16 protein-coding genes and 3 tRNA genes are annotated in these 20,864 nt (G+C 61.7%); all 19 read right to left on the bottom strand.

What is annotated here, in order from left to right:
• Positions 1-2: 2 nt before the first annotated feature.
• Positions 3-1,238: a c-type cytochrome gene (locus ACEN93_RS26850; RefSeq protein ID WP_103386622.1), complete on the bottom strand. Its 1,236-nt coding sequence runs from the start codon at positions 1,236-1,238 to the stop codon at positions 3-5.
• A gap of 2 nt (positions 1,239-1,240) precedes the next feature.
• Positions 1,241-1,780 (bottom strand): (2Fe-2S)-binding protein, encoded by a 540-nt coding sequence (locus ACEN93_RS26845; protein ID WP_039771584.1) that lies wholly within the window; start codon positions 1,778-1,780, stop codon positions 1,241-1,243.
• Positions 1,773-4,604: a xanthine dehydrogenase family protein molybdopterin-binding subunit gene (locus tag ACEN93_RS26840; RefSeq protein ID WP_490841632.1), complete on the bottom strand. Its 2,832-nt coding sequence runs from the start codon at positions 4,602-4,604 to the stop codon at positions 1,773-1,775. Before ACEN93_RS26840 ends, ACEN93_RS26845 begins: the two co-directional genes overlap by 8 nt.
• Before the next feature lie 421 nt (positions 4,605-5,025).
• Positions 5,026-5,102: transfer RNA gene (locus tag ACEN93_RS26835), tRNA-Asp, on the bottom strand.
• Positions 5,103-5,195: 93 nt separating this feature from the next.
• Positions 5,196-5,272, bottom strand: a tRNA-Asp gene (locus ACEN93_RS26830).
• A 55-nt stretch (positions 5,273-5,327) separates the two neighbouring features.
• Positions 5,328-5,403, bottom strand: a tRNA-Val gene (locus tag ACEN93_RS26825).
• A 90-nt stretch (positions 5,404-5,493) separates the two neighbouring features.
• Positions 5,494-6,270, bottom strand: coding sequence for an SDR family oxidoreductase (locus ACEN93_RS26820; RefSeq protein ID WP_007956470.1), 777 nt, complete (start codon positions 6,268-6,270; stop codon positions 5,494-5,496).
• The gene (locus tag ACEN93_RS26815; protein WP_085667869.1) at positions 6,267-7,478 is read right to left on the bottom strand and encodes an O-succinylhomoserine sulfhydrylase; all 1,212 of its coding nucleotides are present in this window, start codon (positions 7,476-7,478) and stop codon (positions 6,267-6,269) included. The genes ACEN93_RS26820 and ACEN93_RS26815 overlap by 4 nt, the downstream gene beginning before the upstream one ends.
• An 80-nt stretch (positions 7,479-7,558) precedes the next feature.
• Positions 7,559-9,064: an amidophosphoribosyltransferase gene (gene purF / locus ACEN93_RS26810; protein WP_007956466.1), complete on the bottom strand. Its 1,506-nt coding sequence runs from the start codon at positions 9,062-9,064 to the stop codon at positions 7,559-7,561.
• Positions 9,065-9,105: 41 nt separating this feature from the next.
• Complete coding sequence (locus tag ACEN93_RS26805) at positions 9,106-9,666, bottom strand: CvpA family protein (protein WP_103386621.1); 561 nt, start codon at positions 9,664-9,666, stop codon at positions 9,106-9,108.
• Positions 9,667-9,764: 98 nt separating this feature from the next.
• Positions 9,765-10,433, bottom strand: a complete 669-nt coding sequence (locus ACEN93_RS26800; protein WP_039771591.1) for an SPOR domain-containing protein — start codon at positions 10,431-10,433, stop codon at positions 9,765-9,767.
• On the bottom strand, positions 10,417-11,724 hold the full coding sequence (folC, locus tag ACEN93_RS26795; RefSeq protein ID WP_490841633.1) for a bifunctional tetrahydrofolate synthase/dihydrofolate synthase: 1,308 nt from the start codon (positions 11,722-11,724) through the stop codon (positions 10,417-10,419). Before folC ends, ACEN93_RS26800 begins: the two co-directional genes overlap by 17 nt.
• Positions 11,721-12,641, bottom strand: coding sequence for an acetyl-CoA carboxylase, carboxyltransferase subunit beta (accD, locus tag ACEN93_RS26790; RefSeq protein WP_163974511.1), 921 nt, complete (start codon positions 12,639-12,641; stop codon positions 11,721-11,723). Before accD ends, folC begins: the two co-directional genes overlap by 4 nt.
• Before the next feature lie 192 nt (positions 12,642-12,833).
• A complete protein-coding gene (locus ACEN93_RS26785) occupies positions 12,834-13,448 on the bottom strand; it encodes a phosphoribosylanthranilate isomerase (RefSeq protein WP_039771595.1) in 615 nt (204 codons plus the stop codon).
• A gap of 64 nt (positions 13,449-13,512) precedes the next feature.
• On the bottom strand, positions 13,513-14,337 hold the full coding sequence (gene truA, locus ACEN93_RS26780; RefSeq protein WP_039771597.1) for a tRNA pseudouridine(38-40) synthase TruA: 825 nt from the start codon (positions 14,335-14,337) through the stop codon (positions 13,513-13,515).
• Positions 14,338-14,487: 150 nt separating this feature from the next.
• A complete protein-coding gene (locus ACEN93_RS26775; RefSeq protein ID WP_495610710.1) occupies positions 14,488-17,136 on the bottom strand; it encodes a motility hub landmark protein FimV in 2,649 nt (882 codons plus the stop codon).
• Between the two features lie 209 nt (positions 17,137-17,345).
• Positions 17,346-18,356, bottom strand: coding sequence for an aspartate-semialdehyde dehydrogenase (locus ACEN93_RS26770; protein ID WP_074687688.1), 1,011 nt, complete (start codon positions 18,354-18,356; stop codon positions 17,346-17,348).
• A 193-nt stretch (positions 18,357-18,549) separates the two neighbouring features.
• Positions 18,550-19,662 (bottom strand): aspartate-semialdehyde dehydrogenase, encoded by a 1,113-nt coding sequence (gene asd, locus ACEN93_RS26765; protein ID WP_011333354.1) that lies wholly within the window; start codon positions 19,660-19,662, stop codon positions 18,550-18,552.
• 66 nt (positions 19,663-19,728) lie between these two features.
• A complete protein-coding gene (gene leuB, locus ACEN93_RS26760; RefSeq protein WP_490841635.1) occupies positions 19,729-20,811 on the bottom strand; it encodes a 3-isopropylmalate dehydrogenase in 1,083 nt (360 codons plus the stop codon).
• Positions 20,812-20,864 lie beyond the last annotated feature (53 nt).

Genomic DNA, 20,864 nt, shown 5'->3' with positions numbered 1-20,864 from the left:
GATCAGTGCGCCTTGTGCTCAACGGACGGCGCATCAGCCTGCAGCTTCTGCACATCACCAACCGCCAGCTCGGCCGACTGACCACCCCAACCCTGACGCAGGTAGTTCAGCAGATCGGTCAGTTGTTCGGCACTGAGCTTGTCGGCAAAACCCGGCATCGGCTGCATGTGCTCGAACCCGGCGAATTTCTGTTCGCCGATGCCATCCTCGATCACGCGCAACAGGTTGCGCGGGTCTTCCAGACGCAACGTGGTGTTGCCGCGCATGGCCACCGCGATGTGCGGTTTGCCCTCGCCACCGGCCGCGTGACAGCCGGCGCAGACGTTCAAGTATTCCTGACGGCCGCGCTGGGCGCTGACACTGAGTTTTTCCACCGGCACTTCGGTCAGTTCTTTCGCCGCCGGAGGCTTGTCGCCCAGCAGGAAAGTCGCCATCGCCGCCAGATCCGGATCATTCAGGCCCTGGGTGCTGTTGTGGAACACCGGGAACATCTCGTTGAACATCGTGCCCTGGGCGCTCATGCCGTGCTTGAGGAACGTGCTCAGGTCCTGATGGTTCCAGCCGCGTGCCGCCAAGTCGGTTGCCAGCAGGCTCGGCGCCAGATAGCCGTTAAGGATGCCGCCGGTCAGGCGCTTGTCCAACTGCATCGCGCCCGGCAGGCCACGTGGTGTATGGCATTCGCCGCAATGGCCTAACACTTCGACCATGTACTGGCCGCGTTTCCAGGCGTCGCTTTTGCCTTCGGCAGGCTCCAGCTTCAAGGCGTTGCCGTACATCATGTTCCAGCCGATCAAGCCCGGACGCACGTTGAACGGAAAGCTAAGGCTCGTCACCGGCGCGGCACGCTCGATTGGCTCGATGGTTTTCAGATACGCGTGAATCGCATCCGAATCCGCACGCGGCATCAAGTGATACGAGGTGTACGGCATCGCCGGGTACAGGTTCGCGCCGTCACGGCGCTTGCCTTCAGTCAGCGCAGCGAAAAACTCGTCGTCGTTGTACAAACCGATGCCGTGCTCTTTGCTTGGAGTGATGTTGGTGCCGTAGATCGTGCCGAACGGCGACACGATCGGCAGCCCGCCGGCATACGGCGCACCACCCGGCGCCGTGTGGCAGGCCATGCAGTCAGCGGCGCGGGCGAGGTATTCGCCGCGCTTGACCTGATCATCCGCGTGCACCGCCAACACAGGCGCAGCCAGCCCGACCGCCAGGGTCAGGCGGGTCAGTAGTTGCTTCATGCTTAACCCTCCTTGACCAGGCCGAGATCGGTCAGCACGTTGCGGGTGGCGTTGTAATAACGCACGTACCCGGTGCAACGACAGATGTGATGGCCGAGGCTGTCCTCGATAACTTGCTCCAGTTTGCTTTTGACGATTGGCTGGCGTTGCAGCTTTTCCACCAGCACGGTCGCGGCGTTGACGAACCCCGGCGCGCAGTAGCTGCACTGGAAGGCGAATTCGTCGACGAAACGCTGCTGGATCGGGTTCAGCTCGGTGACCTGGCCTTGCTCGTCACGCTTGGCGTGGCCTTCGATGGTGCGAACCTTCTTGCCCTCGAAGTAATGCGCGCCGGTGATGCAGGTGCGCACTTCTTCGCTGGTGCCGTCCGGGTTGTCGACGATCACCACGCAGGCGTGGCAGATGCCCTGGCCGCAGCCCAGGCGCGAACCGGTGAGGTTCTTGTATTCGTGCAGGTAATCGATCATCGGCAGGTCATCAGGGATGTCCACCGGGCCGACGGATTGACCGTTGAGGGTCAGTTGAAGCGGACGGTTAGCCATTGAGGGCCTCCTTGATGCGCGCAGCAGTGATTGGCAGATCGCGAACACGTTTACCGATGGCGTGGGCCACGGCGTTACCGATGGCGCCGACCACCGGGATCATCACCACTTCGGCGATGCCTTTGGACGGGGCGCTCGGGGACAGCGGTGGCAGGATTTCCGACGTCTGCTTCCATACCGCCACATGGCGCGCCATCGGCAGGCGATAACGGTTGAAGTTCCAGTCACCCTCCCCCGGCCCGCCTTCGTACAGCGGCATCTCTTCCATCAAGGCGTGACCGATGCCCATGGCGATCCCGCCTTCGAGTTGGCCACGAACCAGTTCTTCGACCAGCACCCGGCCGCATTCCAGCCACGAGTGATGGTTGAGCACTTCGACTTCTGCCGAACCTTTGTTGACCTTCAACTCGACCAGCGTTGCCACCGGGCTGTAGTAGGTCACGGCGGCGTTGTTCAACTGGACGACCGGATAGGCGATGTTCTGCCGATCCAGCAGGTGGAAACCGGCGCTGGTCATCTGCGCCTTTTTCGCTTTCGGGGCGCCGTCGCCGTACTTCACCGCCAGACCGTCGAGCGGCAGACGCTCGCGCACGCCATCGATGCTGTATTCGGCCTCGGCCCAGCTCCAGCGGTTGAAACCGTGAACCGTGGCGCCAGTGACCAGACCGCGCTCGTGAGCACGCTTGGCCAGCTCTTCGAAGGTCAGTGGCTGCATGCCGTTGGCGGTCAGTTTTCCGTCGACCCAATGCGCATCTTCGCGACGCACCACGTAAGGGTTGGCCTGGCCGCCGTACGGACCCTGACGCCAGATCTCCAGCGCCGCCGGCCACAGACCGTGGTTAAACAGCACGCGCGCCGCTTCACGGGTGGCGTGGCTGAAGTAGTAGGCGGAGTTGGTCGCGGACGAAGCCGATGCCAGCTTGCCGACCCAGCGCGGATTGCGCAGGAAGTTGTCCTGCTCGGCCTGGCTCATGATGTAAGGGTTGCCGGCGGTGACCAGCTGCATCTCATCCCACTCGGTTTCGCCGGTCTTCACATCGTGAGCCGCGCTGCCGAGGAAATCAGCCACCACCAACGCTTGCGAGGTGGACATGCCGGTGCCGATCTCGATACCGATATGACGCAGGGAAATGCGCCCCTCAGCGGTGAACTCGATGCTGGCCATCGGTGCTTCGGAACCGGTGCCGAAGTCTTTCTGGCAAATGGCGAAACCTACGCCATACCAGTTGTCCGGGTCTGCCGCTTCGCGCTGTTTCTTGATCGCGTCGCGGTTTTTCCAGACTTCGTGCAACGAAGCCTTGTCGAGAATCTCGTGCAGGCGCAACGCACCGGCCGGGATCGCGCCCTGGGTGTTTTTCATCCCCGAGCGCAGCGCGTTCTTGCGGCGCAGATCGATGGCATCGACACCAAGGCGATCGGCGATTTCGTCGACCATCATCTCGGTGGAAGCCATGCTCTGCAGGGTGCCGTAGCCGCGCATCGAACCCGCTTCAACCGCTCGGGAATGGTAAGCGGTGACCTGCAGGTCGTTCTGCGGCATGTAGTAGATCGACTGCGCGGCAGTGGCACCAACGGCAGCCACCGACGGGCTGTAGTTGATCCGACCGCCACCATCGACGCTCATCTCGGCGCGGAAAATTTTGAAACTGTGATCGGTCTTGTCCACTGCCAACTGGTAGCGGATGTCGAACGGGTGACGCTTGATGCCGCTCTGGAATTGCTCGTAGCGGTCGTTGGCCAGGCGAATCGGTACACCCGCGCCGTACAACGCCGCCAGGGCCGCGTAGTAGACGAAAATGTTGTGGTCCTTGGAACCGTAACCGACGGTGTAACCCGGGTGCATGTTCAGGTTCGCCAGGCCGAAACGCGACGGCCCGATCATCTTCGCGGTCTCGGTGGCGGTTTCCAGCGGGCACTGGGTGGCGACGACGAAATGCAGGGTCTTGGTCGCCGGGTCGTACCAGCCGTTGCCGTTGTCCGGCTCCATCGCAGCAGGTTCGATCGACGGAGTTTTGTAGCGCTCGTCGAACACCAGCCAGTTGTCCGGCGGGGTATCGATCTCTTTTTTCATGCGATCGGCGTAGAACAGGCCGCGCTCGGTCAGGTTGCCGTGCAGGTTCGGCTGGGAATTCCACACCGGACGACGGTTCTTCAGCATCGGGAACAGGATCGAGTCCTTGAGGCTGGCGAACTCGTCTTCGTCCGCCGACGTCGGGCCACCGACGCGCACATAGCGGAAACTGCCATAGGGATCGCCTTCGTAGAACGGCACTTTTGCGCCGTAACGAATCGCTTTGTCATTGAATTTGAGTTTGTTCTTGGCCTGACGGAACCGCTCGAAGTCGTTCCAGATCAGGATCGCGACCGGGTGACCGATGAACATCGGCACCTTGCCTTCCGGCAGCAGCGGATCCGGTGCGTGCTCTTCAGGGAACACGATGCCGTCCTTGTCCAGGTCGGCGGCGGTAACGATCCGATCAGGCTGCAGATCGGCGCCGAGCCACGACAGGTCATAGCCTTCGTAGATACGGTCAGCCTTGATGGTTTTCAACAACATGGCGTGGCCTTGCTGCTGGGGCCAACCCGGCATGTCCTTGGAACGGATGTCGCGAGCAAACACTTTGCTGCCGCAGACCTTGGACAATGCATCGTTACGCTGGCGTGCCTTGCCGTTGCTGCCGAGCCATTGCTCGGACGGCACAGTCACGCTGTTTTCCATCAAGGCAGCCAGCGCCTGACTGCTGAGCGGCGTGAGCGTGACACTCACACCCGCCACCAGCCCGCCCTGAAGGAACGAGCGCCGGGATATTTCACGGTTGGACATGGATCATCCTCTGGACGGTTATGGATCCGCCCTTCTGGTTATCTACTGGGAATCTCGAGTCTTGCAGAAGCCCTTTTTGACGAAGCAAAGGGCGTGATGACAGTGCAAAGCTGACCGAAAGGTTAACTTTATAGGTTTCTGAGCTCGCAGCAAACAACCAGTTACAAAAATTTGACTAAAGAATCAAAAAATCAATGCGGCATTGCATCGCAGCGACTCGGAGACGCAGGTAGATTGCCCGGCAGCATCGAACGAGCCACGGCCAGGGTTCGTCGCCGGCTACAAGGGAGGAATTTGGGAGAGGTCAAATTTCAGACACAAAAAACCCCGGTCTTTCGACCAGGGTCTTTGCTATCGATTCCGAATCAACCAGAGGTTGCTTTCGGTGTTTCAAGGCGTTCAGTGGTCCTTGAAACAGATATGGCGCAGCGGACGGGACTCGAACCCGCGACCCCCGGCGTGACAGGCCGGTATTCTAACCGACTGAACTACCGCTGCGTATCGCTTTGAGCTGACGCTCAAGTAACTCGTTTGACTGAAAGCTTCGGTGCTTTTCAATCGCGAACCAGACAGTGCCTGACTCGTTAAATATGGCGCAGCGGACGGGACTCGAACCCGCGACCCCCGGCGTGACAGGCCGGTATTCTAACCGACTGAACTACCGCTGCGCGTCGGTGCAGGCACTTTCAGCCTACGCTCTTGCTTGCGCAAGTCTCTCGGGAGTGGTGGGTGATGACGGGATCGAACCGCCGACATTCTGCTTGTAAGGCAGACGCTCTCCCAGCTGAGCTAATCACCCGTTTGCATCTCCGAGGCCGCGAAATTTACGCAGGTAGCGAACCTAAGTCAATAGCAGGATTGAAGTTTTTCTAAAAAAGACGAAATTGCTTCATTCCGTATAAATCATCTTCTTGGTCATGCCGCCATCGACCACGAATTCCTGCCCGGTCACAAACCCCGCATTCTTCGACAGCAACCACGCCACCATCGCCGCCACATCCTCGACCGTCCCTACCCTGCCCGCAGGATGCTGGGCATGATCGGTGTCGGTCAGCGGCTCCGCGCGCCGGGCAGATGGATCCCGCGCATCGATCCAGCCCGGACTGACCGCATTGACGCGAATCTCCGGCCCGAGGCTGATCGCCAGCGCGTGAGTCAACGCCAGCAAGCCACCCTTGCTCGCCGCGTACGCCTCCGTATCAGGTTCCGACTGCGCCGCACGGGTCGAGGCCAGATTGACGATCGCCCCGTTGTGCGCACGCAGATAAGGCGCGCAGTGCTTGGCCAGCAACATCGGCCCACCGAGGTTCACCGCCAGCACCCGATTCCAGTAAGCCAGATCGAGACTTTCCAGCGTGATGTTGTGTGGATCGGCCACTGCAGCGTTACACACCAGCGCATCCAGACGACCAAACTGCCCCAGCACCTCAGCGACACCCAACGCCACCTGACTTTCGTCCGCGACGTCCATGGCGATGAACCAGGCGTTCTCGCCGAGCACCTTCGCCACTTTCGAACCCCGCGCACGATCCAGATCCGTCAACACCACCTGCCAGCCTTCGCTGATCAGCCATGCCGCGATGCCCAGACCGATCCCCCGCGCGGCACCCGTGACCAATGCAACGCGGCCATGGGTGCCGATCTTTGGCGTAGACAACTCGATCACAACGCCGCCAGACCGCGCGACAGGTCGGCTTGCAGGTCAGCGACATCTTCCAGACCGACTGCGATGCGGATCAGGCTGTCACGAATGCCGGCAGCCTCACGCTCCTGCGGCGCCAGACGGCCGTGGGACGTAGTGCTCGGGTGGGTGATGGTGGTTTTGCTGTCACCCAGGTTGGCGGTGATCGAGATCAAACGGGTCGCATCGATGAAGCGCCAGGCGCCCTCTTTGCCGCCCTTCACCTCAAAGCTCACCACCGCGCCGAAGCCTTTCTGCTGACGCTGAGCCAGCTCGTGCTGCGGATGGCTCTTGAGGCCGGCGTAATGCACCTTCTCGATGCCGTCCTGCTGCTCCAGCCACTCGGCCAGTTGCTGGGCGTTGGCGCAGTGCGCCTTCATCCGCAGGTTCAGGGTTTCCAGCCCCTTGAGGAAGATCCAGGCGTTGAACGGGCTCAGGGTCGGCCCGGCGGTACGCAGGAAACCGACGACTTCTTTCATCTGCTCGCTGCGACCGGCAACCACACCGCCCATGCAACGGCCCTGTCCATCGATGAACTTGGTGGCCGAGTGCACAACGATGTCTGCGCCGAGCTTTAGCGGCTGCTGCAAGGCAGGCGTGCAGAAACAGTTGTCGACTACCAGCATCGCACCCTTGGCGTGCGCGATTTCCGACAGCGCGGTGATATCCACCAGTTCAGCCAACGGATTGGACGGCGACTCGACGAACAGCAATTTGGTGTTGGACTTGATCGCTGCGTCCCAGGCCGACAGATCGGCCAGCGGCACGTAATCGACTTCCACGCCAAAACGCTTGAAATACTTCTCGAACAGACTGATGGTCGAACCGAACACGCTGCGCGACACCAGCACATGATCGCCGGCGCTGCACAGGCTCATTACCACCGCCATGATCGCGGCCATGCCGGTCGCCGTAGCCACCGCTTGCTCGGCGCTTTCCAGCGCGGCAATGCGCTCTTCGAACGCGCGAACGGTCGGGTTGGTGTAACGCGAGTAGACGTTGCCCGGCACTTCCCCGGCAAACCGTGCGGCGGCGTCAGCGGCGGTACGGAACACGTAGCTGGAAGTGAAGAACATCGGATCACCGTGCTCGCCTTCCGGCGTACGGTGCTGACCGGCACGTACGGCCAGGGTATCGAACGCTACGCCTTCGAGGTCGCTGTCCAGCCGACCGGCATCCCATTCCTGACTCATGCTGTCACTCCTTGCCCTGTTCTCGGTAAATAAAAGTCTTTTGCCAGATACAAAACCGGCCCCTAGGGGCCGGTTGAAACTCAGTTGTTGTACAGATCGATGATCGCACTGACCGCCTGGGTCTTGACCTTCGAGGCATCGTTACGTGCCTGTTCGATCTTGTTCAAGTAAGCCTCGTCGACATCGCCAGTGACGTACTTGCCGTCGAACACTGCGCAATCGAAGTTTTCGATCTTGATCTTGCCGCCACCGACCGCTTCGATCAAGTCAGGCAGATCCTGATAGATCAGCCAGTCAGCACCGATCAGATCAGCCACGTCCTGGGTCGAACGGTTGTGCGCGATCAGCTCGTGAGCGCTCGGCATGTCGATGCCGTACACGTTCGGGAAGCGAACAGCCGGAGCCGCCGAGCAGAAGTAGACGTTTTTCGCGCCGGCTTCGCGGGCCATCTGGATGATCTGCTTGCAGGTAGTGCCACGAACAATCGAGTCGTCGACCAGCATCACGTTCTTGCCGCGGAATTCCAGCTCGATGGCGTTGAGCTTCTGACGTACCGATTTCTTGCGCGCGGCCTGGCCGGGCATGATGAAGGTACGACCGATGTAGCGGTTCTTGACGAAACCTTCGCGGAATTTCACGCCCAGATGGTTGGCCAGCTCCAGCGCGGCAGTGCGGCTGGTGTCCGGAATCGGGATGACCACGTCGATGTCGTGCTCTGGACGCTCGCGCAGGATCTTCTCGGCCAGCTTTTCACCCATGCGCAGACGGGCCTTGTAGACCGACACGCCGTCGATGATCGAATCCGGACGCGCCAGGTAGACGTGTTCGAAGATGCACGGAGTCAGGGACGGGTTGGTTGCGCACTGACGGGTGTGCAGCTTGCCGTCTTCAGTGATGTAGACCGCTTCGCCTGGTGCCAGGTCGCGGATCAGGGTGAAGCCGAGCACATCCAGCGAAACACTTTCGGAGGCGATCATGTACTCGACGCCTTCGTCGGTGTGACGCTGACCGAACACGATCGGGCGGATGCCGTGCGGGTCACGGAAACCGACGATGCCGTAACCGGTCACCATCGCCACGACCGCGTAACCACCGACACAACGGTTGTGCACGTCGGTCACGGCAGCAAACACGTCTTCTTCGGTCGGTTGCAGCTTGCCGCGCTGGGCCAGCTCGTGGGCGAACACGTTGAGCAGCACTTCCGAGTCGGAGCTGGTGTTGACATGACGCAGATCGGATTCGTAGATCTCTTTGGCCAACTGTTCAACGTTGGTCAGGTTACCGTTGTGCGCCAGGGTGATGCCGTACGGCGAGTTGACGTAGAACGGCTGAGCCTCGGCCGACGTCGAGCTGCCGGCAGTCGGGTAACGGACGTGGCCGATACCCATGTGGCCGACCAGGCGCTGCATGTGACGCTGTTGAAACACGTCACGCACCAAGCCATTGTCCTTGCGCAAGAACAACCGGCCATCATGGCTGGTCACGATACCGGCAGCGTCCTGGCCGCGGTGCTGGAGCACGGTTAGCGCGTCATACAGCGCCTGATTGACGTTCGACTTACCGACGATACCGACGATGCCACACATGCGACGCAACCCCTACTTAATGGATCTGAACTGAACAACACTCACTGAGGCGTTTTGGCCGACGGCAAGAGTTGCTCCTTGAACGGAATATCAGCGGGTACGCTGATTCCGCTGGCAAGCCACTGACTGCTCCACCCGAGAATCAGGTTCTTGGACCAGTCTGCGACCAATAGAAACTTTGGCACGAGCTGTGATTCTTTCCACCACCCGTCCTGCTGTACCGGCCCCAGGCTCAACAGCCCGACCGCCACGACCACCAGCAACACGCCACGCGCAGCGCCGAAGGCCATGCCGAGGAATCGATCGGTCCCGGACAACCCGGTGACGCGAACCAACTCGCCGATAAGATAATTGATCATTGCGCCCACGATCAGTGTGGCGACAAACATGATGGCACAGCCCGTGATCACACGAGCCGACGGTGTTTCGATGTATCCGGCGAGGTACTCGGACAGTGAGCCACCGAACATCCAGGCAACAGCTCCTGCGATGATCCAGGTCACCAGCGACAATGCTTCTTTGACGAAGCCGCGGCTCAAACTGATCAAAGCGGAGATGGCGATGATTGCAACGATCGCCCAGTCAACCCAGGTAAATGGCACAGTGCAGCCTACAGACGGATAAGGCGGCGCATTTTAGCAGAGCGCATGGCTGTCGGTAAGCTGCGATTTTCAGTGCATTTCTATCGAAGTGATAGATATCAGCCACGCTCAGGCTGGAAGCGCACCACAAACCCCTTGAGGTTCTGCTGGCGGCTCAACAGATCGCGCAGACGATCGGCTTCGGCGCGCTCAATCAACGGACCGACGAACACCCGGTTCTTGCCATCGGCAGAACGGATGTAAGCGTTGTAGCCCTGACTGCGCAGGGTTTTCTGCAGGCTTTCAGCGCTGGCGCGGCTCGATAGACTGGCCAGTTGCACCGACCAGCTCACCGACAGACCATTGGCATCGACGCGGCTTTGAGTGGTGTCCGGCTTGGCAGACAGCGCAGCGATCGGCTGGGCCGGGGCTGTGGTTGGCTTGACCACAGGAGCGGGAGCGGGAGCCGGCGCAACCGGTTTGGCTACCGGCGCCGGAGCCGGGGCTGGCGCGGCGGAAGCAATAGGTGCCGTTGGCACAGCCTGCTCGGCGACTTCGTCATCGCTTGGCACTGGCTCTTGCGGGAGAACCTGCGGCTCAGGTACGGCCACGGTTTCCATCTGGATCTGCGCCACGGCGGGCGCTTGCGGCGCAGCCGGCGCTTCGACAGTCACCTGACGCTGTTCATCCTGACGGGAAAATAGCATCGGCAGGAAAATCACCGCCAGCGCCACCAGCACCAGGGCACCGACCATGCGCTGCTTGTACGCTTTATCCAGCAAAGCCATTTGCCGCTTCCTCCGTGGAGCGCCGAGACAGCCATTCGAGGGCCTCGGCGACACAATAAAATGATCCGAACAGCAAGATCTCGTCGTCGCTGGTGGCCACTGCACACTGCCCTTCCAGCGCAGCCGCCACACTGTCATAAGACGTGACCGAGGCGCCAAGGTTCTGCAATGCCTGATTCAATTCATCCACCGGACGCGCACGTGGCGAATCCAGCGGCGCCACCGCCCAGTGCTGGACGCTGGCATTCAATTCACCGATGACGCCGTCCAGATCCTTGTCCGCCAGCAGGCCGAACACCGCCAGACGCTTGCCGACCGGCGGACGAGCCGCCAGACGCCGCGCCAGATACTCCGCCGCATGCGGGTTGTGTCCAACGTCCAGCAACAGGTTCAGACGTTTGCCGTTCCATTCGAACGAGCGACGATCGAGACGACCGACCACACGAGTCGCCCGCAACGCCGCAACAATCTGTTCGGCATCCCATGGCAAACCGAGCAGCAGATAAGCCTGCAACGCCAACGCGGCGTTTTCCATCGGCAGATCAAGCAGCGGCAAATCACGCAGTTCGACGACCTGACCGTCAGCATCGGTACCGCGCCACTGCCAGAATTGATCCGTGATACCCAGATCGAAATCACGCCCGCGCAGGAAGAACGGGCAAGCAAGCTCGCGCGCCTTGTCCAGCAGGGGTTGTGGAGGATTCAGATCGCCGCACAGTGCAGGTTTGCCCTGACGGAAAATCCCGGCCTTCTCGAAGGCCACGGATTCGCGGGTATTGCCCAGGTAATCGGCATGATCGACACCAATGCTGGTGACCAGCGCGATATCGGCATCGACCACGTTGACAGTGTCCAGACGCCCGCCCAGCCCGACTTCCAGCACCACCGCATCGAGCCCGGCCCGTTGAAACAGCCAGAACGCCGCCAGGGTGCCCATTTCGAAGTAAGTCAGGGAAGTGTCGCCACGCCCCGCTTCGACCGCCGCGAAGGCTTCGCACAGCTGCGCATCAGTGGCTTCGACGCCATTGAGCTGCACCCGCTCGTTGTAACGCAGCAGGTGCGGAGAATTGTAGACACCGACGTTCAGGCCCTGCGCCCGCAGCAAAGAAGCCACGAAAGCGCAGGTCGAACCCTTGCCGTTGGTGCCGGTGACCGTGATCACCCGTGGCGCCGGCTGGCCCAGTCCCATGCGGGACGCTACCTGTTGCGAACGCTCCAGCCCCATGTCGATGGCCGATGAATGCAACTGTTCAAGGTAGGCGAGCCACTCGCCAAGGGTGCGCTCGGTCATACGTTGGCAGGCACCGGCGGAACGACGATCGGCTCGATCGGCGCAGCAACGAATTTAGGCGTCGGTTTGCCGGTCAGTTGCGCCAGCAGGTTACCCAGACGCGGGCGCAGTTCGCGACGATCGATGATCAGGTCGATGGCGCCGTGCTTCAGCAGGAACTCGCTGCGCTGGAAGCCTTCCGGCAGTTTTTCGCGCACGGTCTGCTCGATCACGCGCGGGCCGGCGAAGCCGATCAGGGCTTTTGGCTCGCCGACGATCACGTCGCCCAGCATCGCCAGACTGGCGGAAACGCCACCGTAAACCGGGTCGGTCAGCACGGAGATGAACGGAATGCCTTCTTCGCGCAGGCGCGCCAGCACGGCCGAGGTCTTGGCCATCTGCATCAGAGAGATCAGGGCCTCCTGCATGCGCGCGCCACCGGAAGCGGAGAAACAAACCATCGGGCAACGGTTTTCCAGCGCGTAGTTGGCGGCGCGCACGAAGCGCTCACCGACGATGGCGCCCATGGAACCGCCCATGAAGCTGAATTCGAACGCCGAAACCACGACCGGCATGCCCAGCAGGGTGCCGCTCATGGAAACCAGTGCGTCTTTCTCGCCGGTCTGCTTCTGGGCAGCGACCAGACGATCCTTGTACTTCTTGCCGTCACGGAATTTCAGACGGTCAACCGGCTCCAGGTCGGCGCCCAGTTCAGTACGGCCTTCGGCGTCCAGGAAGATGTCGATGCGCGCACGTGCGCCGATGCGCATGTGGTGGTTGCACTTGGGGCAAACGTCCAGGGTCTTTTCCAGCTCCGGACGATACAGCACAGCCTCGCAGGACGGGCATTTGTGCCACAGACCTTCAGGGACCGAGCTCTTCTTGACCTCGGAACGCATGATCGAAGGGATCAGCTTGTCTACCAACCAGTTGCTCATGCTTTCTTTCTCCAGTACCGGCGGCCCGAACGCTCTGGTTCGCGGCCCCGCGTATGCCCTTCAGCTAAATTCATGTGTGGCGATGATCGGCCGGACTGCCGGGTCAGCGGAACTGACCTGCGTACACCCCGAAAAGACCCTCAGCCTCTTTTCTACAGAGCTGTGGACGGCGGCAGTCTGCCAGCCGTCACATCAGCGTACGGCGTTGATGAATGCACGAATCTTTGCGTGATCCTTGATGCCCTTGCTCGCCTCTACCCCGCCGCTGACATCCACGGCATACGGCCGCACCCGGGCGACCGCATCGGCGACGTTCTCCGGCGTCAGGCCGCCGGCCAGAATCAACGGCTTGCTCAAACCCTGCGGAATCAGTGACCAGTCGAACGCCTCGCCGGTTCCACCGGGCACGCCTTCGACATAAGTGTCGAGCAACACGCCGCTGGCGCTCGGGTAGGCATCGCAGGCAGCGGCAATGTCATCGCCCGCCTTGACCCGCAAGGCCTTGATGTACGGCCGGTGCCAGCCTTCACACTCGGCGGCGGTTTCGTCGCCGTGGAACTGCAGCAGATCCAGCGGCACGGCATCGAGGATTTCCCCGAGCTCGCAACGGCTGGCATTGACGAACAGCCCGACCGTGGTCACGAACGGCGGCAATGCGGCGATGATCGCCCGCGCCTGCTGCACGGTCACGGCCCGGGGACTTTTAGCGTAGAACACAAAACCGATGGCATCGGCCCCGGCCTCCACGGCTGCCAACGCATCTTCTATGCGGGTAATCCCGCAAATCTTGCTGCGAACGGCTGACATGTCGATAAAAACCCCAAGGCAAATCCGAGAAAGTCCCGGATGGTAACAAATGCGTTCGAGGGCGTCAGCCGTCAAGTTCCGCGAAACCCGTAAGGAAATGTGGCCCGATGAAACGCTCCGGCAACGGGAACTCGTCGTGGTACTCGACCTGCACCAGATACAGGCCGAACGGATGCGCCGTAACTCCGCCGGAACGCCGCTCGCGGCTCTCCAGCACTTCTTTCATCCACTCTACCGGCCGCTCGCCGGCACCGATGGTCATCAGCACGCCGGCGATGTTGCGCACCATGTGATGCAGAAACGCGTTGGCGCGGATGTCCAGAACGATCATTTTGCCGTGACGGGTCACGCGCAGGTGATGCATCTTCTTGATCGGCGACTTGGCCTGGCACTGGCCGGCACGGAAGGCACTGAAATCATGAGTACCGATCAGGTACTGCGCGGCCTCGGCCATGCGCTCGACGTCCAGCGGACGGTGATTCCAGGTGATTTCTTCATTGAGATGCGCCGGGCGGATCTGATCGTTGTAGATCACGTAGCGATAGCGCCGGGCAATCGCCTTGAATCGCGCATGGAAATGCGCCGGCATGACCTTCGCCCAACTGACGCTGATGTCGTGGGGCAGATTGATGTTGGCGCCCATGACCCAGGCTTTCAGCGAACGGTCGACCTGGGTGTCGAAATGCACCACCTGCCCGCAGGCATGCACACCGGCGTCGGTGCGCCCGGCACATTGCAGTGAGATCGGCGAGTCGGCGACCTTCGACAGGGCTTTTTCCAGCGTTTCCTGCACGGTGAGTACACCGGTGGACTGGCGCTGCCAGCCGCTGTAGCGCGAGCCCTTGTATTCAACGCCCAGCGCGACGCGGAAAAAGCCTTCGGGTGCCATTTCGGCGGCCGGGTTATCTATGTTTGCCAAGTCGGTACAGCCTGCTGATCTACAAAGGCGGGCATTATAAGGCGGCGGGACGGGGAAACCAGACCCAAACAAAAACGGCAGCCTCATGGGCTGCCGTTTTGTTTACCGCTGAATGCCGACTCAGGCCAGATGCGACAGCATTTCGCTCGCTTCGCTCTTCTGCTTGTCGTTCCCCTCACTGATGACCTCATTGAGGATGTCGCGCGCGCCGTCGTTGTCGCCCATGTCGATGTAGGCCTGAGCCAGATCGAGCTTGGTCGCAGCTTCGTCAGTACCGGACAGGAAGTCGAAGTCATCCTCGCCCAGATCATTGCCCAACGCTGCGTCAGCCTCGGTGAAGCTTGGCTCGTTGATGCTGCTCGACAGGCGATCCAGCTCGGCGTTGACGTCGTCCAGTTCGGCGGCGAACGCATCCGGCTCGGCTGGCGTCGCGTCCATTTCGTCAGCCAGGGACAGGTCGAAATCGGCTGGCAGCTCCAGATCATCCTGCGGCACGTCGGCGACGGCCGGGGTTTCGACCAGCGGCAGATCCTTCACGCCTTCGTCCAGATCCAGCAGGAAATCATCATCTGCCAGCTCGACCGGCGCAGGCGCAGGATCGGCACCGAGATCCATATCCAGGTCGAAATCCGACAGGTCGTCGAGGTTTTCCTTGATGTCGGCCTGCTGTTGCAGCACCGACTCGAAGCTCAGATCGTCGTCAGTCGGGAACGCATCCAGCTCGACCGGCGCTTCCGGCTCGACAGTCGCCACAGGCTCTACTGGCGTGATGTTATCCAGATCGTCGAGGCTCAGGTCGAAAGCACTGTCCAGTTCGGCATCTGCCGCGGCAGGCGCTTCAGGCTCGTCGAGCAGCAGCTCCTTGACGTATTCCGCGTCCAGCTCGGCGGCCATGGCAGCAGCCGCCAGGCCGCTGGCCGCGACGATCGCCATAGCCGGGAAGCGGCTTTTCAGCTCCTCGACCTTGGCGAAGTTGTCGCCATTGGCGACCAGTTGGCGCTCCTGGCCGACGAACGCATCGCGATCACCCTGACGACCGTAGACTTCCATCAGTTTCAGACGCAGATCGCTGCGCTGCGGCTCCAGGCTCACGCCCTCCTCCAGCAGCGCGGCCGCTTGATTCAGGCGACCGCCGTCGATGTGCGACTGCGCCTTGTCCAGCACGTCGTCGGAACGCTCGGCGGCCGGCGCCACCAACGGCGCGGCGATCGGCTCGGCCATCACGACTGGCGCCACTACAGCAGCAGCGGCTGGGGCTGGGGCTGGGGCTGGGGCTGGGGCTGGGTTCAGCTTGACGCTGGCGGCTGGCACTTCCAGACCTTCGAAGCTGCTTTCCGGCAGATCGAGATCCTGGGAGAACGATTGCTCCTCCAGCGCACGGGCCATGCGCAGGTGTTTTTCGGCTTCCTGCTGCGCCTTGCGGCGGCGGGCCAGCAGCAACAGCAGGAGCAGCAGAACCACCGCACCGCCACCGACCAGACCCAGCAGGATCGGATTGGTCAGCAGTTCGTTGAAGGTTTTCTCGTCATCGGCGGCGGGCGTGGTTTCAACCACAGGCTCGACAACCGGCTCGACCGGTGCCGGGGCGGCGGCTTCAGGCGCAGGTGCGCCCGGGGCTGCCTCTGCAGGAGTAGCCGGCGGCGTGGCCGCCAGTTCAGCGGTGATCGCCGGCACCACTGGCGCAGTGGCTGCGGTCGCGGGAGCAGCACCCGAACCTTCGGCCTGCATCTTCGCCAGTTGATTGTTTTTCAGCTCGATCAGGCGTTGCAGCTTGTCCAGCTGGCTTTGCAGATCGGCCATCCGGCTTTTCAGTTCTTCGTTGTCACGACGGGTGGTGTCGAGACTTTCCTGAGTGACCGCCAGTTTGTTGCTCAGGGCCTTGGCGTCGCCGGCCGGGCCCTTGCCACGCGCCTTGGCGCTTTCGGCGGACACCAGGCTCAGGTTGTCCTTGGCGTTTTGCGCAGCACCGGTATTGGCGCGGCCACGATTGGTCGCATCGAGCTGCTGCTGACCGGTGCCCGGTTTGGCTACATAACGACGGCCCTGACGCCAGGCTTCGTTCTGCGCCGCCACTTCGGCAATCGCTTTGGATTGCGGCAGCGCGGTGCTTTGCACTTGGTCCGGCAGACGCAGCACCTGACCGGTTTTCAGGCGGTTGATGTTGCCGCCGATGAACGCGTCCGGGTTCAGGGCCTGGATCGCCAGCATGGTCTGCTGCACCGAACCGCCGGTGCGCGCCTTGGCGGCGATTTCCCACAGGGTGTCGCGCGGCGTGGTGGTGTGGGTCGAATGCGTGGCGCCGGTGGTCGGAGCGGTGATGGTTTGCGCCGGCGCAGGCTGGGCGGCGGCATCGGCGGTCTGCGGCGAGAACTTCGATGGATCCAGCAGCACGCTGTAATCACGCAGCAGGCGGCCGTTCGGCCACATTACCTGCACGAGGAATTTCACCATCGGTTCCGACAGCGGTTTGCTCGAGGTAACGCGCAGCACACTTTTGCCGCTGGCGTTGAGCACCGGGGTGAACGTCAGATCATTGAGGAAGGCCTGGCGATCGACGCCGGCCTTGGCGAAATCTTCCGGCGAGGCCAGGCTCGGCACCACTTCGGCAGCGGTCAGATCCTTGACATCGAGCAGCTCGATTTCCGCTACCAGCGGCTGGTTCAGGGTCGACTTCAGGGTCAGCTCCCCGAGCCCGAGGGCATGCGCCATACCGGAGGACAGCGCCGAGGCGGCCGCTATTGCTAACACCAGTTTGCGAACTTGAACCATAGCCTCTTCCTTTGTTTGAACGTTCCTCGGCCAGCGAGAAGATGTTGATAGTCGCTGCCGTAAGGCATTGCGCGCGACGACGACAGCATGCCGCGCGCGATCATTTCTTTGATGCCCCGGAAAGTCCCGGAGGGTGACACGTTGCCAACTGCTCCGGCCAAGCATAGCGCCCGGCTAGAATCAGTCGACAAATTGTTGCCAAGTATCTTTTACAGCAGGTCTTTTATCAACAACTCGGCGACCTGCACGGCGTTGAGGGCCGCACCTTTGCGTACGTTATCTGACGTCAGCCACAGATTAAGTTCCGACGGTTCGTCGACACCGGCACGCACCCGCCCGACGTAGACCACGTCCTGCCCCACCGCGTCACCGACGGCGGTCGGATAATCACCGGCCTCGACCAGCTCGATGCCCTCGGCATCTTCCAGCGCAGCATTGACCTTTTCCAGGTCGACCGCGCTCGCTGACTGCAAGGTCACGCTAAAGCTATCGCCAAAAAACACCGGGGCTTGAACGCAAGTTGCGGAAATCTTTAATAAAGGCTTGGCCAGCACCTGACGCAGCTCGCGCACCAGGCGTTTTTCCAGCAGCGTATGACCTTGCGCATCCGGTGTGCCGACCTGGGCCAGCAGGTTGAAAGCCATCTGCCGGTCGAAGAATGTCGGCTCCAGCGGACGCATGTTCAGCAGCTCGGCGGTCTGGCGCGCCAGCTCGGTCACGGCTTCGCGGCCCTGGGCGGAAACCGCCAGATTGGCGGTGACATGCACGTATTGCAGTTCGATCAGATCGAGCAGCGGCGCCAACACCACGGCCAAAGTAGTGGCCGACGGGCTTGGACTGCTGACCTGGAACGGCACTTTCAAACCGGCCAGCACATCGGCATTGGCTTCCGGCACCACTTGCGGCGCCTGATCCGCCGGCAAGGCGCCGGACAGATCGACCAGCGAGCAACCCGCCGCGTGAGCGCGGGCGGCGTAACTCAGGGTGATGGCCGGGCCAGCGGCGAAGAACGCCAGTTTGACCTTGCTGAAATCGAACTCGTCGACTTCACGCACGCGCACGTTCTTGTTGCGAAACAGCACCGAACTGCCGGCGGATTCGCTGCTGGCCAACAGGTGCAGCGTGCCGACCGGGAAGTCGCGTTCTTCGAGGATCTGCACAAGGGTTTCGCCGACAGTACCGGTGGCGCCGATCACGGCAATATCAAGGGTCTGGGTCATGTTGCTACCTCTGGCGAAACGGGGGGAGCGGCACTTTACCGGGTGAGTCGCACGCAGGCAATTCGCGCCCGCCGCGAAGAGCGGACGCGGAGCGTCCATGGCTGCATTCCCACGCAGAGCGTGGGAACGATCAACAGGTACAAAAAAACCCGCGCCTCGTGCAAGGCGCGGGTTCTTTCATTGCATCAAGCGATCAACGCTCAAGCAGGATCCGCAGCATGCGACGCAGCGGTTCGGCCGCGCCCCACAGCAGTTGGTCGCCGACGGTGAAGGCACCGACGAACTGCGAACCCATGTTCAGCTTGCGCAGACGACCGACCGGTACGTTCAGGGTGCCGGTGACTTTCGTCGGGCTCAGCTCCTGCATGCTGATTTCACGGTTGTTCGGCACCAGCTTGACCCAAGGATTGTGCTGGCTGATCAGCCCTTCGATATCGGCGATCGGCACGTCTTTGTTCAGCTTGATGGTCAGCGCCTGGCTGTGGCAACGCATGGCGCCGATGCGCACGCAGATGCCGTCGACCGGGATCGGGCTCTTGAAGCGACCGAGGATCTTGTTGGTCTCGGCCTGGGCCTTCCACTCTTCGCGGCTCTGGCCGTTCGGCAGTTCCTTGTCGATCCACGGGATCAGGCTGCCGGCCAGCGGTACGCCGAAGTTTTCGGTCGGGTAGGCGTCGCTGCGCATGGCTTCAGCCACACGACGGTCGATGTCGAGGATCGCGCTGGCAGGATCGGCCAGTTGATCGGCGACAGCGGCGTGGGTCGCGCCCATCTGCTTGATCAGTTCACGCATGTTCTGCGCGCCGGCACCGGACGCCGCCTGATAGGTCATGGCGCTCATCCACTCGACCAGACCGGCCTCGAACAGACCACCCAGGCCCATCAGCATCAGGCTGACGGTGCAGTTGCCGCCGATGTAGTTCTTGGTGCCTGCGTCGAGCTGCTGGTCGATGACCTTGCGGTTGACCGGATCGAGGATGATGACGGCGTCGTCGTTCATCCGCAGGCTCGAGGCCGCGTCGATCCAGTAACCCTGCCAGCCGGCTTCGCGCAGCTTCGGGAATACTTCGCTGGTGTAGTCGCCGCCCTGGCAGGTCAGGATCACGTCGAGGGTCTTCAGCTCTTCAATGCTGTAAGCGTCCTTGAGCGGAGCAATGTCCTTGCCCACGGACGGGCCTTGGCCACCGACATTGGAAGTGGTGAAAAACACCGGCTCGATAAGATCGAAATCCTGCTCTTCCAGCATCCGCTGCATGAGCACGGAACCGACCATGCCGCGCCAACCGATCAGACCTACACGTTTCATCGCAACTACACCTTCTTGAAAAGTGGGCCGCTGCTTTGTATTGAATTTCGCAGCGGGCCCGAGAGATTACAGATTCCGCAGCGCGGCGACTACTGCGTCACCCATTTCCTGCGTACCGACTTTAGTGCAACCGGTCGAAAAGATGTCGCCGGTGCGCAGACCCTGATCCAGCACCACGCTGACCGCTTTCTCGATGGCGTCGGCGGCTTCGTGCAGATTGAAGCTGTAACGCAGCATCATCGACACCGACAGGATGGTCGCCAGCGGGTTGGCAATGCCTTTGCCGGCGATGTCCGGTGCCGAGCCGTGGCAAGGCTCGTACATGCCCTTGTTGTTGGCATCCAGCGAGGCCGACGGCAGCATGCCGATGGAGCCGGTGAGCATCGACGCTTCGTCGGACAGGATGTCGCCGAACATGTTGTCGGTGACGATCACGTCGAACTGCTTCGGTGCACGCACCAGTTGCATGGCGGCGTTGTCGACGTACATGTGGCTCAGCTCGACGTCCGGGTAATCCTTGGCCACCTGCTCGACCACTTCACGCCACAGTTGGCTGGACGCCAGCACGTTGGCCTTGTCCACCGAGCACAGTTTCTTGCTACGCACGCGGGCCATGTCGAAACCGACACGGGCGATACGGCGGATTTCGCTTTCGCTGTACGGCAGGGTGTCGTAGGACTGGCGCTCGCCGTTTTCCAGGGTGCGGGTGCCGCGCGGTGCGCCGAAGTAGATGCCGCCGGTCAGCTCACGGACGATCAGGATGTCCAGGCCGGCAACGATTTCCGGCTTCAGGCTCGAAGCCTCGGCCAGTTGCGGGTACAGGATCGCCGGACGCAGGTTGCCGAACAGGCCCAGTTGCGCACGGATTTTCAGCAGACCGCGCTCAGGGCGGATATCACGCTCGATGGTGTCCCATTTCGGGCCGCCGACGGCACCCAGCAGCACGGCGTCGGCGGCACGGGCGCGATCGAGGGTTTCATCGGCCAGCGGCACGCCGTGCTTGTCGATGGCGGCGCCACCGATCACGTCATGGCTCAGCTCGAAGCCCAGGCTGTACTTGTCGTTGGCCAGCTCCAGCACCTTGACCGCTTCGGCCATGATTTCCGGACCAATACCGTCGCCTGGGAGAATCAGAATCTGCTTGCTCATGCTTTCCTCGTGTCTTCAGTCGGTGCGCCATCGACGGGCGCGCCCGGAAAAAT

Source organism: Pseudomonas sp. Pseusp21 (assembly GCF_059492145.1).
This window is presented reverse-complemented; position numbering and strand designations above follow the sequence as displayed.